Genomic DNA, 15,222 nt, shown 5'->3' with positions numbered 1-15,222 from the left:
TTTAAAAACAAAACTGACAATGTTAAAAAGTACAATAGATAAAGCAACAGGTTTCGAAAAAAGATTCGAGAATAGTAACACAGTAGTTTTTGAAAATTCAACTTCGGCATCTAAAGCGGTTGCGCAGGAAATAGCGGCACTTATTAAATTAAAACAAGAGAATAAACAATCTTGTGTTTTGGGATTGGCAACAGGATCTTCACCAAAAGGATTATATGCAGAATTAGTGCGCTTACACAAAGAGGAGGGATTGAGTTTTAAAAACGTAATCACTTTCAATTTAGATGAATATTACCCAATGGAACCGGATTCCATAAATAGTTACGTGCGATTCATGAAAGAATTATTATTGGATCATGTAGATATTTTACCTGAAAATTATCATATTCCGGATGGCCTTTTGTCTAAAGAAGAAATTGCGGATTATTGTACTAATTACGAAGCTAAAATAGAAGCCTTGGGTGGTATTGACTTGCAAATACTGGGTATTGGAGGTAACGGTCATATCGGATTTAATGAATCGGGATCTTTACAAAATTCCAAAACGAGACTGGTTGCTTTAGATCATATTACAAGAGTGGCGGCCAGCAAAGATTTTTCTGGGTTGAACAATACTCCTAGAACAGCAATTACGCTTGGAGTAAAAAAAATAATGGAAGCAAAACAAGTTATTTTAATGGCTTGGGGAGAAGGAAAATCGGGAATTATTAAAAAATCTGTCGAAGACGAAGTGACCAATCGCATACCTGCTTCTTTTTTGCAAGAGCATAATAATGCAGTTTTTGTTTTAGATAAAGAAGCTTCTTCAAAATTAACCAGAATCAATACGCCTTGGTTGGTCGAAAAAATTGTTTGGTCAGATAAATTAATCAGGAAAGCGGTATTAGGATTGGCGCTCGATTTAAAGAAGCCTATTTTAATGCTTACCGATGCTGATTATATCGAAAATGGAATGAGTGATTTGTTGGCCGATTCAGGTCCTGCGTACGACATTAACATCAAGATATTCAATAAACTACAAAATACAATTACCGGTTGGCCAGGAGGAAAACCAAATGCAGACGATTCAAACCGACCGGAAAGAGCGGAGCCAGCAAGAAAAAGAGTCTTGATTTTTAGCCCACATCCTGATGATGACATCATTAGTATGGGAGGTACTTTTATGAGATTGCAACAACAAGGGCACGAGGTGCATGTTGCGTATCAAACTTCTGGAAATATTGCCGTTGCAGATGATGAGGCATTGAGATTTGCACGATTTGTAATTGATTACAACGAGAAATTTGGAATAAAAAGTCCAGAAGCAGACAACATTTATCACAAAGCAATCACTTTTTTGAGCAACAAAAAAACAAGTGAAATCGACATTCCGGAAGTGAGGTATTTGAAAGGATTGATTAGAAAAGGGGAGGCTCGATCCACCAGTAATTTTGTTGGTTTGCCAGATGAGCAAATTCATTTTATGGAACTTCCTTTTTATGAAACAGGGACTATTGAGAAAAAACCTCTAGGCGAGGAAGATATTTTGCTAACGACGAATCTTATTGAAAAAATTAAACCACACCAAATATATGCTGCGGGCGATTTAGCCGATCCTCATGGAACGCATAAAGTATGTTTGGACGCTATTTTTGAAGCGGTTAAACGATTGAAATCAAAAGATTTTATGAAAGACTGTTGGGTTTGGTTGTACCGAGGAGCTTGGCAGGAATGGGGTATCGATGAGGTTGAAATGGCTGTGCCCATGAGTCCGGATCAGGTATTGGCTAAAAGACAGGGAATTTTTAAACACCAATCTCAAAAAGACGGTGTAGTGTTTCAAGGATCGGATACGAGAGAATTTTGGCAAAGAGCCGAAGACAGAAACAGAGAAACGGCAGCATTATATAAACAATTGGGATTGTCAACCTATGCTGCAATGGAAGCCTTCGTTAGATGGGAATATTAATCACAAGGTTTGTATTTAAGAATTAGGTCAAGATATATCCGATATATAGAGTTAGTTAGTAAACAAAGAGGTTCGAAATTTTCGGACCTCTTTGTATTTATTCGAATTATTAAAAAGGTGTTTCAAAATGAAGTTAATCCTACTTATGTTGTTGTTTCTTTGATTTTTTGAGAGTCAATAAATGAAGAGTTTTAGATTAAATTGTCAAATTAATTCAGGACAATATTCTATGATTTTAGAAAGAAAAAAATATATCTTGCTGGAAATAAATGGTGTGATTTCTTTTCGCTCTACTTTTCGATTAAAAAAAATGGATCAAAACCAAAAACAACTCGTAAAACTCGCCCATACCAAAATGCCAATTTTAGAGGCATTTTGATCACTCGCTATTTTGGCTATATGATAGGATTTCGAGGTGGTAACAAAGATTCCGCCCAAATTGGGGTTGTCGGCCAGAAAATCTTTAAAATCCTTTTCAATAGTTGGATTATGCAATTTTAAAGTATGTATAGTGTACTCCGAATTTTCTTTTTTACTAAAATAAGCTCTAAATCCACGTTCTTTTTCTTGCATGTGAATGGCATTTTCATAAGACTCATCGATATGAATAATGACCATACTCCCTTTTTTGTGCAGTAAATCCAAAAGTTTGGCAGCAACCCTACCGCTCATAAATAAATCCTGACCAACAAAACTTTTGATTATAGAAGAGTGAATTTGATTGTTAAAAGTAGAAACAACAATTCCCAGTTTATTATATTTTTCAACCATATTCAATGTTTCCTTATAAAACAAAGGCGCCAACATGACGGCATCTGGAGCAATTTTCAATATGGATTCATTGCAATTTATAAAAGACTCCGTGCTTTCCGGATCAAAATAAAATATTTTGATTTGAAGGTTGTACGCTTTAATTTTTTGTACAACATCCTCAATTCCTTTGACACAAGGAAGCCAATAGGAGTCTAACGATGGATTGGGAAGACTGACACAGATGTGATATATTTTATTGTTCTTGAGACTTCTTGCCATAAAATTAGGCTCATAGTTGATCTCACTCAAAACTGCATTCACTTTTACAAGAGCCTCCTCAGATACTTTGCCTCTTTTATGCAACACTCTATCCACGGTTCCTTTTGAAACACCAGCTAACAGCGCAATATCTTTAATCGTAAGTTTTTTATCCACCGAAGCAAATATATAAAAAAGTTGAAAGGGTAGAATACAATACAAATATGCACTTAAAAATAGAAACCACCATCTCAAAAACTTTAGAAATGGTGGTTTTTTTGCTATTTATAAATGAGTTGTTCTCTAAAGGTTTTCAAAAAAATCATTCCCTTTGTCATCGGTGATAATAAAAGCGGGGAAATCTTTAATGGTGATTTTACGAACGGCTTCCATACCCAGTTCTTCAAAATCGACTACCTCAACAGAAAGAATATTCTCTTTGGCTAAAATCGCCGCTGGACCTCCAATAGATCCCAAATAGAATCCTCCGTAGGTTTTACAGGCATTCATCACGTCTTTGGTTCTGTTCCCTTTGGCAAGCATCACCATACTTCCACCATTTTTTTGGAACTCTTCTACGTACACATCCATTCTACCGGCTGTTGTTGGTCCAAAACTTCCCGAAGCCATTCCCTCTGGTGTTTTTGCAGGTCCAGCATAATAGATAGGGTGATTTTTAAAGTATTCTGGCATTGGTTTCCCTGCATCCAATAATTCTTTGATTTTGGCGTGGGCAATATCACGAGCCACAATCAAGGTTCCGTTTAATTTCAAACGGGTTTTGATTGGATATTTAGACAATTCCGCAAGAATATCGGCCATTGGTCGGTTCAAATCAATTTCGACAGCAGGTTCCAAATGAGGTGCAGTTTCAGGCAACAATCGTTTTGGATTCACTTCCAATTGCTCTACAAAAATACCGTCTTTGGTAATTTTACCTTTGATATTTCTATCGGCAGAACAAGAAACTCCCAATCCAACCGGACAAGAAGCCGCATGACGTGGCAAACGAATCACTCGAACATCATGAGTAAAATATTTACCGCCAAATTGTGCTCCAATCTGACTTTGTTGGCAAATTAACTGTACTCTTTTTTCCCATTCCAGATCACGGAAAGCCTGACCAGCCATGTTTCCGGTGGTAGGCAAATGGTCAAAATAACCTGCTGAAGCTTTTTTAACTGCTGATAAGTTCGCTTCCGCAGAAGTTCCTCCTATCACTAAAGCCAAATGATATGGCGGACAGGCAGAGGTCCCCAAATCCATTATTTTTGCACGAATGAAAGCATCCATCGATTTTTCGTTCAATAAAGATTTTGTCTGTTGGTATAAATACGTTTTGTTCGCAGATCCTCCTCCTTTTGCCAAAAACAAAAACTCATAAGAAGCTCCTTTTTTGGCATAAATATCAATTTGAGCCGGAAGATTGGAACCTGAATTTTTCTCTTCAAACATGCTAATCGGAACAATTTGAGAATAACGAAGGTTGCGTTCTTGATAGGTATTAAAAATCCCTTTTGAAAGCCATTCGGCATCATCTACTCCCGTATATACATTTTCTCCTTTTTTGGCCATTACAATCGCCGTCCCGGTATCCTGACAAGAAGGTAATTCCCCATCGATCGCCACTACAGCATTTTGCAATAAATTATAAGCTACAAAACGGTCATTATCGGTCGCTTCCGGATCATCCAAAATTGCTTTTAGTTTTTCCAAATGTGAAGTACGTAACATAAAAGAAACATCTTTCAAAGCTTCTTGAGCCAATAATTCCAATCCTTTTGGATCAACAGTCAAGATTTCTCTATTCCCTAGTTGTTCTACTTTTACAAAATCGGAAGTGATTTTACGGTATTGGGTATCGTCTTTTAAAATTGGATAAGGATCCTGGTATATAAAGTCCATAATATGTGATTATTTTTAGAACGCCAAATATAAGAATTGTTCAAAGAATAAAAAGTGATTTATGTCAGCTATTGTTGGTATAATTGTTTGGAATTATAAATGAACAACGGATTAAATTTGTTGTTACAACATCAATCATTCCTATGTCAACGATTTAAAATTTTCCACTTTACCCACGAGGCAGAGCCACGGGAATTTTTTTTGATTAATCTTATTTGACGAATAATACTATAAAATAAATATTTTGAGTGGTGAATATAAAATTATGACTGACAAATACATACAAGAAATCATTAATTTAAGAACAAAATCTGGGCTTGTAATACCATATATCCTCACTGGTAGGAAAAGTATGTTAATCCGTTTTTTATTATTCAAGCTTTTTAGAATTTATCTTCAACCATTTTTTGGGGGCTTAAAAGTTTATTATAGTGAATTAGTGCTTTCAATATAGACTCTGCTTTTTCATGGCCTTTTACTAGCATTACTAATTTATGTTTGTCCCAGGTATTCCTCCTTTTACTTTCTTGAATAGAAACAAATATATTTATAAATGCTTTATCATCGGATCTTTTTGAAACCTTTTGAAACTTATAAACATTTGAAAAATCAAATAAAATTCCACTGTTTTTTTGTTTTGTTCTTTTTTTGTTCATTTCAATTAATCTTAAAAAATCTCCTTCAAAAACAGCTTTGTATGGATGAGAATATGAGTCTTCCTCAAACCCATATATATTTATATTTTCAATAATAAATGCTTTTGTTTCTTCAATAGAAACATCATTACTTTCTATTATTAAATCTAATTTTTCTATATTTCCATTTTCAAATTCAATTTTAGATATATTTCCTTTTTTTTCAATATACAAAGGCCCTTCTATGTTGTTAAATTTATTGTACTTAACCTCTTTTGGAGAAACTTCTATTATTTTGGAAGAAATAATTTCTCCGTTTTGTAAAAAATTTTTATCTTGAGAAAAAAGATTAAATGACAATGATAAGAAGGTTAATGTGTAAATTTTTTTCATGTGTTGATATTTATTAAGTCTCAAAAGGTTTTGTTCAAATCCTTATTTCCTTTTTTTCAAATTTAAAATTTTATTTTCAAAATCCGCTGGATGTTCTTTCAATAATTCTGATATAATTATTTAAAATCACAAATGAACAATAGTTGAAATCTATTATTACAATATCATTCATAAAAACAAATCGTTTCTATGCTACTTTTATTATATTCAAGAATGCGCTACTTAATTTATTTTATAAGCCAGATTTTAGTCCCGTCTGATTTAAAAAAACCAGCTCGCCACCAAAATAGCTGTAATCACACAAATTAAATCGACCAAAAGCATCGTCCCTAAAGCGTACTGGGTGTTTTTTATATTAACAGAACCAAAATAAACCGCGATCACATAAAAAGTACTCTCGGCACTGCATTGAAAAATACTACTTAATCTTCCAGTTAAGGAATCGGCACCAAAAGTATTCATCGAATCAATTAAAAACCCTCGGGATCCTGCAGAACTAAAAGGTCTAAGTAAAGCTACTGGTAAGGCATCCGTGATTTCTTTACTTACTCCCATATTAGAAAAAGCAAAAGCAATCCAGTTGCTAATAATTTCAAATAAACCGCTATTTCTGAATAAAGAAATAGCAACTAACATTCCTAAAACATAAGGAAAAATGATAACGCCCGTTTTAACGCCATTATTGGCTCCTGTCACAAAGGTTTCATAAACGGTAGTTTTCGCCTCCGCAAATTTCTTTTCCTTAATAAAAGATAAGATCAAAGTAGAAGCAATAATTCCAACCAATATCAATGCTGAAAGATTAGATGTAAAATAATTTTTACCTATTAGATCCAAATGGTTTACATACATCAACAAACCTACAATTGCAGCAATTAACACCATTAACCCTGTTACTAAAGACGCGCTTTTGAAATTAATTTTTTGTTTAACCCCCACAATAAGAAAAGCAGCAATTGTACCGATAAAAGAGGTGATAATACAAGGCAGCATAACATCGGCTGGGTTGGCGGCATTGGCAGCTGCACGATAGCCGATTATAGAAGTTGCAATTAAGGTAAGTCCCGAGGCATGAAGACACATGAACATAATTTGAGCATCACTGGCTTTGTCTTTTTCGGGGTTTATTTCCTGTAAACTTTCCATAGCTTTTAATCCAAAAGGTGTTGCGGCCGAATCCAATCCCAAGAAATTGGCGGCAAAGTTTAAGGTCATATAGGAGATCGATGGATGATTTTTGGGAATACTAGGAAACACTTTTACGAATACTGGACTCAATATTCTGGCAAATTTTTCGGTCGCTCCGGAAATAATTAAAAGTTCCATCAATCCGCAGAAAAATGCCAAATAGGCCATAAGCGGCAAAATTAAATCGAGTAAAGTACTTTTACAGGTCGGCAATAATCCATCGGATTTTTGAACACCACTGAAGATTTTTACTGTTTTATTTTTATAAACATAAGTCGTGTCGGCATTTAGCGTATCACGATTGATAATCATGGTTTGGTCCGGTGCATTTTTGATACTGTCTTTGATGAAAACCGGAACTTGATTGATGTATTTTTCAGAAAGTAAAATGGGATCGTCTTTTTTTCCATTCAAAACATAATCGATTGTATAACTGTTGCCAGAAAACAAACTAATCACAACAAAAACTATTGAAGAAATAAAAATAACGAGCCAAAATCTACTTAATACCATAATTTATAATTTTTGTAAATGTAATAAATCAATGTCAATTGCAATATCAATTGCAATGTCAATGTCAATATCAATTTTAACATCTATGTCAATAAAAGAATTTCAAATGTGACAAATGTTTCTTCATTGTCAAAAGCCAAACACAATCGATTTTTTTTTCAAATTATAATTGCTATTGAATTTTGATATTGAAATTGTTTTTAAACATGAATAATCTCGTCCTCAATCAATAAATCTTCTCTTCGAAGTCGGAGAAAAATCTGGGCAACAGCAATGGTGTCTTTTTCGCAATAGGTGACAATACGATCAATGTCTTTGTCCACATAAAAAACATGTCCCACCTGACTGCCGTCGATATCGCCTTTTGGAGAAGGGATTCCGAGGACTTTGCACATTAATTTTAAGGAAGTAAAATGTTTGTAATCGCCGAACTTCCACAACTCTAATGTGTCCAGATGTGCAATCTCCCACGGTTTTTTGCCAAACAAATTGAGCTTATCAGGAATCGCAATTTGGTTGATAATCATTCGGCGGGCAAGGAACGGAATGTCAAATTCCTTGGCATTGTGTCCGCACAAAACGTGTTGCGGTTGATTGAAATGATTGTTGAGTAAATTATTGAAGTCTTTAAGGATTTTCTTTTCGTCTCCAAAAAAGGAAGTCACGCGAAAATTCCGAATATCGCCTTTGATCGTAAAATACCCCACCGAAATACAGACGATTTTCCCAAACTCGGCCCAAATTCCCGCACGATCGTAAAAATCTTCTGGAGTATATTCGTCCTTGCGTTGGTATTGGGTTTTGTGTTCCCAAAGGTCTTTCATCTCTGGATCCAGAGCATTGAAATCTTCGGCTTCCGGAACGGTTTCTATATCCAGAAACAGGATGTTATTGAGGTTTATTTTTTCAATCATTGGATAGATTATTGGATTGTTGAACTATTAGATACTAGATTTTTTTTGAATCACCGTTTATTTATCAGAATAGTTGCCTATTTAAGAATCTAATTTACAGAAAAAACACAAATTAGCTTTGTTTTAGAATAGCATACTTTAAATATTTTTTTCTAACTATCTAATAGTCCAACAATCTAAGAAGTCTAACTTAAAATAAACTTTGTTGCGTAGTTGGGTTTTCATGTTCCAACAACCATTTTTTTCTCCATAATCCCCCTGCGTAACCGGTGAGTGAGCCATCAGAACCAATTACTCTGTGGCAAGGAACAACAATCCAAAGCGGGTTTTTCCCATTTGCCGAAGCCACGGCACGAATCGCTTTGACATCGCCCAAAATTTTCGATTGTTCCAGATAAGTTCGCGTTTTGCCATACGGAATATCCAATAAGGCGCACCACACTTTTTGTTGGAATTCGGTTCCTTTGGGATTAAGTTTGAAGTCAAAATGGGTTCGTTTCTTTTCAAAATAACCATTTAATTGATTCACGGCTTCTTGTAAAATAACAGGAATTATCATCGAAACAGTTCCTTCGTCTGAAACGGAAATTGACGAAATGCCATTCTCATCTCCAATGATTGTGGCGATTCCCAAGGGTGTTTTGATGTAGACTGTTTCCATGATTTTGAGTAGATTTAACCGCAAAGTACACAAAGTTATCGCAAAGTTCGCAAAGAATTCAAAAAGGTGAAAAATAAAAAGAACCATTCGTTTACACAAATGGTTCTTGTATTTTTAGCCCCGATAGTAGCGGCATCCTTTATGTTTTTCCTTTAAAAACATAAAAATATAGCGGATAGCGGTCCCGATAATTATCGGGATAGCTCCTCCCTTCGACTACGCTCAGGATGCCAATTATTTATTTAAAAGTATAGCGGCTTCTTTAGCAAAATAAGTCGAAATCAAACTCGCTCCTGCTCTTTTGATACACATTAGTTGTTCCATCATGATTTTATCGTGATCCAACCAACCTCTTTCGGCAGCGGCTTTGATCATGGCATATTCGCCCGATACATGAAAAACGGTTACGGGTACATTCACGGCATTTTTTACTTCGCGAACGATATCCAAATACGCAATTCCGGGTTTTACCATCACCATATCGGCTCCTTCTTCTACATCAGACAAAGCTTCTTTGATGGCTTCGATGCGGTTGGCATAATCCATTTGATAGGTTTTCTTATCTTTTGGAACTACAACATCGGCTTCTCTTGGCGCACTGTCTAAGGCATCGCGGAAAGGTCCGTAAAATGCCGAAGCATATTTAGCAGAATAACTCATAATCCCCACGTGATGAAATCCTGCAGTATCCAATCCTTCACGCAAACGCAACACGCGTCCGTCCATCATATCGGATGGCGCTACAAAATCGGCACCCGCTTGTGCATGCGAAACAGCCATTTTTACCAAAGCGGCTACGGTGGAGTCGTTTTCGACATCGCCATTGGCAATAATTCCGTCATGACCATAAATAGAATACGGATCTAAAGCCACATCCGGCATTACGATCATCTCCGGGCAGGCCGTTTTGATCGCTTTAATGGCTTGTTGCATCAGTCCGTTGGGATTCCAAGCTTCAACTCCTGCATTATCTTTCAGATGCTCACTTACTTTTACATAAATATTGACCGCTCGTATTCCTAAAGCATAAATTTCTTTAACCTCTATTACCGTCAAATCGATTGAACGGCGGAAGATTCCAGGCATAGAAGGGATGGCAACCTCAACATTTTCTCCTTCGGCAATGAACATGGGGAACATAAAATCGGTTGGACTTAATGTGGTTTCACGAACTAGTGAACGAATGCTTTCGTTGACTCTTAAACGGCGGTTTCTGTGTAATGGGAACATATATTTTTGTTTAAAGTTTAAGGTTTAAAGTTTAAAGTTGTTTCTCTTTGCGCTTAAACCCAATCAACTGGATTTTCTAATACTTGTATTAATTTCTCTTCTTCGCTTCCTGATTCCGGATGATGGTCGTATACCCATTGCACGTGTGGAGGCAAACTCATCAGGATACTCTCGATTCTTCCGTTGGTTTTTAATCCGAATAAGGTGCCTTTATCGTGTACCAAGTTGAATTCGACATAACGTCCTCTTCTGATTTCTTGCCACGTTCTGTTTTCTACAGTATAGGGTAGATTTTTTCTTTTTTCAACTATAGGAACATAGGCTTCCAGAAAACTATTCCCCACTTCGGATACAAAATTGAACCAATCTTGCATACTCATAGTGTCATTTGCTTTACAATAATCAAAAAACAAACCACCTATTCCTCGGGCTTCGAGACGATGCGCATTCCAAAAATAGGAGTCACATTGTTTTTTATATTTTGGGTAAAACTCCAGATTGTGCTTGTCGCAAGCCGTTTTACAGGTTTGATGAAAATGAATCGCATCTTCTCCAAACAAATAATAAGGTGTTAAATCCTGTCCTCCACCAAACCATTGTTGAATTATATTTCCTGCATCATCATACATCTCGAAATAACGCCAATTAGCATGAACGGTTGGTACCATTGGATTTTTTGGATGCAAAACCAAACTCAAACCGCAGGCAAAAAAATCAGCTTCGCCTACATTAAACATTTTTTGCATCGCTTCGGGCAATTTTCCGTGCACTGCCGAAATATTGACTCCGCCTTTTTCAAAAACAGCTCCATTTTCGATTACTCGTGTTCTTCCACCACCACCTTCTGGTCTATCCCAAAGGTCTTCACGAAATTTGGCTTGACCATCAACGGCTTCCAATCCTTTACAAATTTGATCTTGAAGGTTTTGTATGTAGGCGTAAAATTGTTGTTTCATTTTGTTAGTTCATATAATTCCATATCTAATGGAAGTTCATCAGTTGGTGTAAACTCATCCGGCAAGGTTCTTTTCCAAACAAATCCGGATTTTACCGCGACTTTAACACTTCCTAAATTCGTTTTATGGGATATAATTTGAAGGGTATTCAAGTTCAATTCATTGAATGCAAAATCTGAAACTTCTTTAACAGCAAAAGTAACCAAACCCTTCCCTTCATATTGGGCTCCAATACCGTAAGCCAATTCGGCCTGTCGAGTTTCAAAATCAACTTTTTTAACAATAATCAAACCTGCAATATTTTCGGTAGCTTTTTCTTTTATACCAAATGTATAACACTCGTGAGATTGCAGCTCCAATGTTTTATCAATAATATAACGCTCTGAATCTTCTAAAGTCAGATTGCTGGAGAGTGTTTTAGGAAAATATCTTTTGAATCTTTCGGCATTTGAAACCATTAATTCATTCAGACTTTTTGCGTCTTTGTCATCCAGTGGGACAATATGGAAGGCTTCTATATTATGCATTTTGTTTTTTTATTCTCTCTCCAACACTCCTACAAACCAGATAATTACCCAGAGAGACGAGCAGAGGATTTATTTTTAATTTATTTTACATTAGCAATTTTTGTACTTATTCCAAAGGAAAAAATCTTGCTTTCCTGTTGGATATAATTATAAATAGCAATGGCTTTTTGTAAAAAATCAAATTGACTATCTTTTGAAAGCGTCATTAAAAAATCGGCGAATAACTCGAAATGATTCCAATCAAAATGTAGGCGTTCTAAATGGGCAATCAATTCTTTTTCGTCAAAATCATGGAGACTCTCGATATTCATTCCCAAGTCTTTTAGCTCATTTTCAAGATACAAAAGGTCTTCAAGATTCCAAAATTTAGGCACATAAACCAACGACATCAGCTTCTGGAGCACGTTGTCTATTCGAATACTTTCTTGGTCTCTTAATCCTTTGTTTAGCATTTTTATAATTTTTGTTTTTTAATTACACCCGTCGGGTGTAATTAAAGAACCTTATTAGTTCCCGTACTCCTTCACCGCATCAATAAACGCCTTAGCGTGATCTACAGGGATATTCGGTAAAATTCCGTGACCTAAATTCACAATATATTTGTCTTTTCCGAATTCGTCAATCATTTCGTGTACCATTTTCTTGATAACCGGAATTGGAGATAGCAATCTTGAAGGATCAAAATTCCCTTGTAAAGTGATGTTTCCACCAGAAAGGTATCTTGCGTTTCTTGGAGAACAAGTCCAGTCCACACCTAAAGCCGATGCTTTACTTTTCCCCATCTCGCCAAGGGCAAACCAACATCCTTTTCCGAAAACAATTACGGGTGCGTCATCCGCCAAAGCTTCGACGATTTGGTTGATGTATTTCCAAGAGAACTCTTGATAATCAACCGGAGAAAGCATTCCGCCCCAAGAATCAAAAATCTGAACGGCATCAACTCCCGCTTTTACTTTTTCTTTTAGGTATAAAATTGTGGTGTCGGTGATTTTTTGCAATAAAACATGAGCTGCTTCTGGATGTGAAAAACAAAATCCTTTGGCCATATCAAAGCTTTTTGAACCTTTTCCTTCTACTGCATAACAAAAAATAGTCCAAGGAGAACCTGCAAAACCGATTAATGGCACCTCATCATTCAACATTTCTTTAGTTAATTTGATGGCATCCATCACGTAACCCAAAGTTTCCTGAATATTAGGAACAATCACTTTTTCGACATCTTGAATGGTACGAATAGGGTTTGGCAAAAACGGCCCAAAGTTTTCTTTCATCAACACCTCTATTCCCATAGCTTGTGGTACTACCAATATATCCGAGAATAAAATAGCAGCATCGGGAGCGATTCTACGAATGGGTTGCACCGTGATTTCGGCAGCCAATTCTGGAGTTTGACAACGGGTGAAAAAATCATATTTATCACGCAATGCGATGAATTCCGGTAAATATCTTCCTGCTTGACGCATCATCCAAACTGGTGGACGTTGTACTGTTTCTCCTTTTAAAGCTTTTAAAAATAGGTCGTTCTTTAACATAGTTTTCAGTTTTCGGTTTTCAGTTTTCGGTTTTGACTGCCGTAAAAAGAAACCTTAATTTTATTTATTTTACTTTTATTTTTCCTGTTTTCCACTTCGGGGTTAGGGGCTATTTATATTCTTCGATTACATCCTCAATCACGTCTTCAACACTGGGTTGGTCTGCAACTATAATGTTTTTTGTGATTTTATCTAATGCCTCTGCGGTAGTTTCGCCTATGCAAAAGCAAATTTCTTTCTTTATAACATTGTCTTTCAAATAACTTTCAACTGCAGAAGGGCTGAAAAACAAAATCGCATCGATTTTCTCCTTAATCTTTAGTGGGGTCAGTAACGTTTCATAAACCTGAATCTCATTGAATTTTATCCCTGCGGCTGCCAAAGCTTTTGGCAGTGTTTCTTTACGCAGATTTCCACTAAAGAAAGTGTAGCTTTCTTGGCTATAAATCAAAGCGATAATTTCGGCTAAATCGGCAGCATAACCGGTGTAGGCAACCACGTTGAACCCTGCTTCGGATAATAGAATTTTTGTTTTTAGTCCAACGCAAAAAACATTTTTGGTTTTCAAATCGTCAACATTCACATTTTCCAAAATACTCTGTGCCGCATTCTGACTGGTGAAAATCAAATTGTCGTTGATGGCATTGAGTTTAAATTCTTGCTTCTTAGTCGAAATGAAATCCTCCTCGAATACTTCAAAATCAGCGTTTAGAAGTTCCTGTCGCTGAATATCCGAAAGGGTTTTAGTAGATAATATAACTGTTTTACTCATTTTTTTGTTTTATAGTAGCCTAGCATCCCTTTCAGAGTTAAAAACTCTGAAAGGGTTAATTAGAACTTTATTTCTTCAAACTCTCTTTTATAGTCGCCATTAATTGAGTTCCGCCGTTATCAAGAATCTCTTTGGCCATATAATACCCTAGTTTTTTCCATTCTTGCATTGGAATTGTTTTCTCAACTTCAATTTTTTGTTTCCCATCAATAGAGAACAAGACTCCTTTAAACAAAATATCATCTTCAACAAATACAGCTAAGGCCCCAATTGGTGCTGTACAACCACCTTCTAGGGTTTTTAGAAATTGTCTCTCGATATGGGTACACACTTCGGTATCAATATCGTTTAATTCGGCTACCGCTTGTCGCGAAAACTCATCGTTTGCCATAGCCACAACAACCATCGCTCCTTGTGCTGGTGCAGGAATCATCCAGTCTAAATTGATAAAATCTGTCGGTTTAAGATTGATTCTTTCTAATCCTGCTGCTGCAAATACAGCTCCGTTCCAATCATTTTCTTGTAGTTTTTGCATTCTCGTATTCACGTTTCCTCGTAAATCGACTACGGTGTGATTGGGATATTTATTCCACCATTGGGCTTGACGGCGCAGGCTTCCTGTTGCAATAGTTCCGGATTCGTTCAGAAAATCAAGATTTCCTTTATGTACTAAAATATCTAAGGTATTGGCTCTTTCCAGAACCGCAGCTTGTACAATTCCAATAGGCAAAGCAGTTGGAACGTCTTTCATGGAATGTACCGCAATATCTACTTGACCATTTATCATGGCAATATCGAGTGTCTTGGTAAAGATTCCGGTGATTCCCAGTTCGTACAAAGGTTTATCAAGAATGATATCACCTTGGGATTTTACGGCAATGATTTCGGTTTTATAACCTAAATCATTCAATTTTTTTTCTACAGTGTGGGCTTGCCATAGTGCTAGTTCGCTATCACGGGTTCCTATACGTATTGTTTTGTTTACCATATTTTATTTTTCCAAACCATTACTTAGGAATGAGACTGAATTCCTTAAC

At 36.1% G+C, this 15,222-nt stretch carries 14 protein-coding genes; 1 reads left to right on the top strand and 13 read right to left on the bottom strand.

The features are described 5' to 3' along the window. The first annotated feature begins 19 nt into the window (after positions 1–19). The gene (gene nagB, locus DB891_RS02080) at positions 20–1,948 is read left to right on the top strand and encodes a glucosamine-6-phosphate deaminase (RefSeq protein WP_116760076.1); all 1,929 of its coding nucleotides are present in this window, start codon (positions 20–22) and stop codon (positions 1,946–1,948) included. A 315-nt stretch (positions 1,949–2,263) separates the two neighbouring features. On the opposite strand, the gene DB891_RS02075 is transcribed toward nagB, so the two are convergent. The 13 genes from DB891_RS02075 to hemC form a co-directional block, all read right to left on the bottom strand. Then, positions 2,264–3,136 (bottom strand): substrate-binding domain-containing protein, encoded by an 873-nt coding sequence (locus DB891_RS02075; RefSeq protein WP_116760347.1) that lies wholly within the window; start codon positions 3,134–3,136, stop codon positions 2,264–2,266. 126 nt (positions 3,137–3,262) lie between these two features. After that, positions 3,263–4,864 (bottom strand): fumarate hydratase, encoded by a 1,602-nt coding sequence (locus DB891_RS02070; RefSeq protein ID WP_116760074.1) that lies wholly within the window; start codon positions 4,862–4,864, stop codon positions 3,263–3,265. Positions 4,865–5,247: 383 nt separating this feature from the next. Continuing rightward, a complete protein-coding gene (locus DB891_RS02065; RefSeq protein ID WP_116760072.1) occupies positions 5,248–5,892 on the bottom strand; it encodes a hypothetical protein in 645 nt (214 codons plus the stop codon). Positions 5,893–6,153: 261 nt separating this feature from the next. After that, entirely contained in the window at positions 6,154–7,593 is a 1,440-nt protein-coding gene (locus DB891_RS02060) for a nucleoside recognition domain-containing protein (protein ID WP_116760070.1), read from the bottom strand. A 200-nt stretch (positions 7,594–7,793) separates the two neighbouring features. Beyond that, a complete protein-coding gene (locus tag DB891_RS02055; RefSeq protein WP_116760068.1) occupies positions 7,794–8,507 on the bottom strand; it encodes a 3'-5' exonuclease in 714 nt (237 codons plus the stop codon). Positions 8,508–8,697: 190 nt separating this feature from the next. Continuing rightward, positions 8,698–9,168, bottom strand: coding sequence for a methylated-DNA--[protein]-cysteine S-methyltransferase (locus tag DB891_RS02050; protein WP_116760066.1), 471 nt, complete (start codon positions 9,166–9,168; stop codon positions 8,698–8,700). Positions 9,169–9,402: 234 nt separating this feature from the next. Next, the gene (gene hemB / locus DB891_RS02045; protein ID WP_116760064.1) at positions 9,403–10,398 is read right to left on the bottom strand and encodes a porphobilinogen synthase; all 996 of its coding nucleotides are present in this window, start codon (positions 10,396–10,398) and stop codon (positions 9,403–9,405) included. Between the two features lie 53 nt (positions 10,399–10,451). Beyond that, positions 10,452–11,354 carry an oxygen-dependent coproporphyrinogen oxidase gene (gene hemF / locus DB891_RS02040; protein WP_116760062.1) on the bottom strand — a complete coding sequence of 301 codons (903 nt, stop codon included), beginning with the start codon at positions 11,352–11,354 and terminating at the stop codon, positions 10,452–10,454. Then, positions 11,351–11,881: a GNAT family N-acetyltransferase gene (locus DB891_RS02035; RefSeq protein WP_116760060.1), complete on the bottom strand. Its 531-nt coding sequence runs from the start codon at positions 11,879–11,881 to the stop codon at positions 11,351–11,353. The genes hemF and DB891_RS02035 overlap by 4 nt, the downstream gene beginning before the upstream one ends. A gap of 80 nt (positions 11,882–11,961) precedes the next feature. After that, positions 11,962–12,333, bottom strand: coding sequence for a hypothetical protein (locus DB891_RS02030; RefSeq protein ID WP_116760058.1), 372 nt, complete (start codon positions 12,331–12,333; stop codon positions 11,962–11,964). Between the two features lie 54 nt (positions 12,334–12,387). After that, positions 12,388–13,413, bottom strand: coding sequence for a uroporphyrinogen decarboxylase (gene hemE / locus DB891_RS02025; protein WP_116760056.1), 1,026 nt, complete (start codon positions 13,411–13,413; stop codon positions 12,388–12,390). 109 nt (positions 13,414–13,522) lie between these two features. Beyond that, complete coding sequence (locus DB891_RS02020; protein ID WP_116760054.1) at positions 13,523–14,185, bottom strand: uroporphyrinogen-III synthase; 663 nt, start codon at positions 14,183–14,185, stop codon at positions 13,523–13,525. A 67-nt stretch (positions 14,186–14,252) separates the two neighbouring features. Then, positions 14,253–15,173, bottom strand: coding sequence for a hydroxymethylbilane synthase (gene hemC, locus DB891_RS02015; protein WP_116760052.1), 921 nt, complete (start codon positions 15,171–15,173; stop codon positions 14,253–14,255). Positions 15,174–15,222: the final 49 nt, after the last annotated feature.

It is taken from the genome of Flavobacterium laiguense, from assembly GCF_003097655.1.
In the GTDB taxonomy this organism is placed as follows: Bacteria; Bacteroidota; Bacteroidia; order Flavobacteriales; family Flavobacteriaceae; genus Flavobacterium; species Flavobacterium laiguense.
This window is presented reverse-complemented; position numbering and strand designations above follow the sequence as displayed.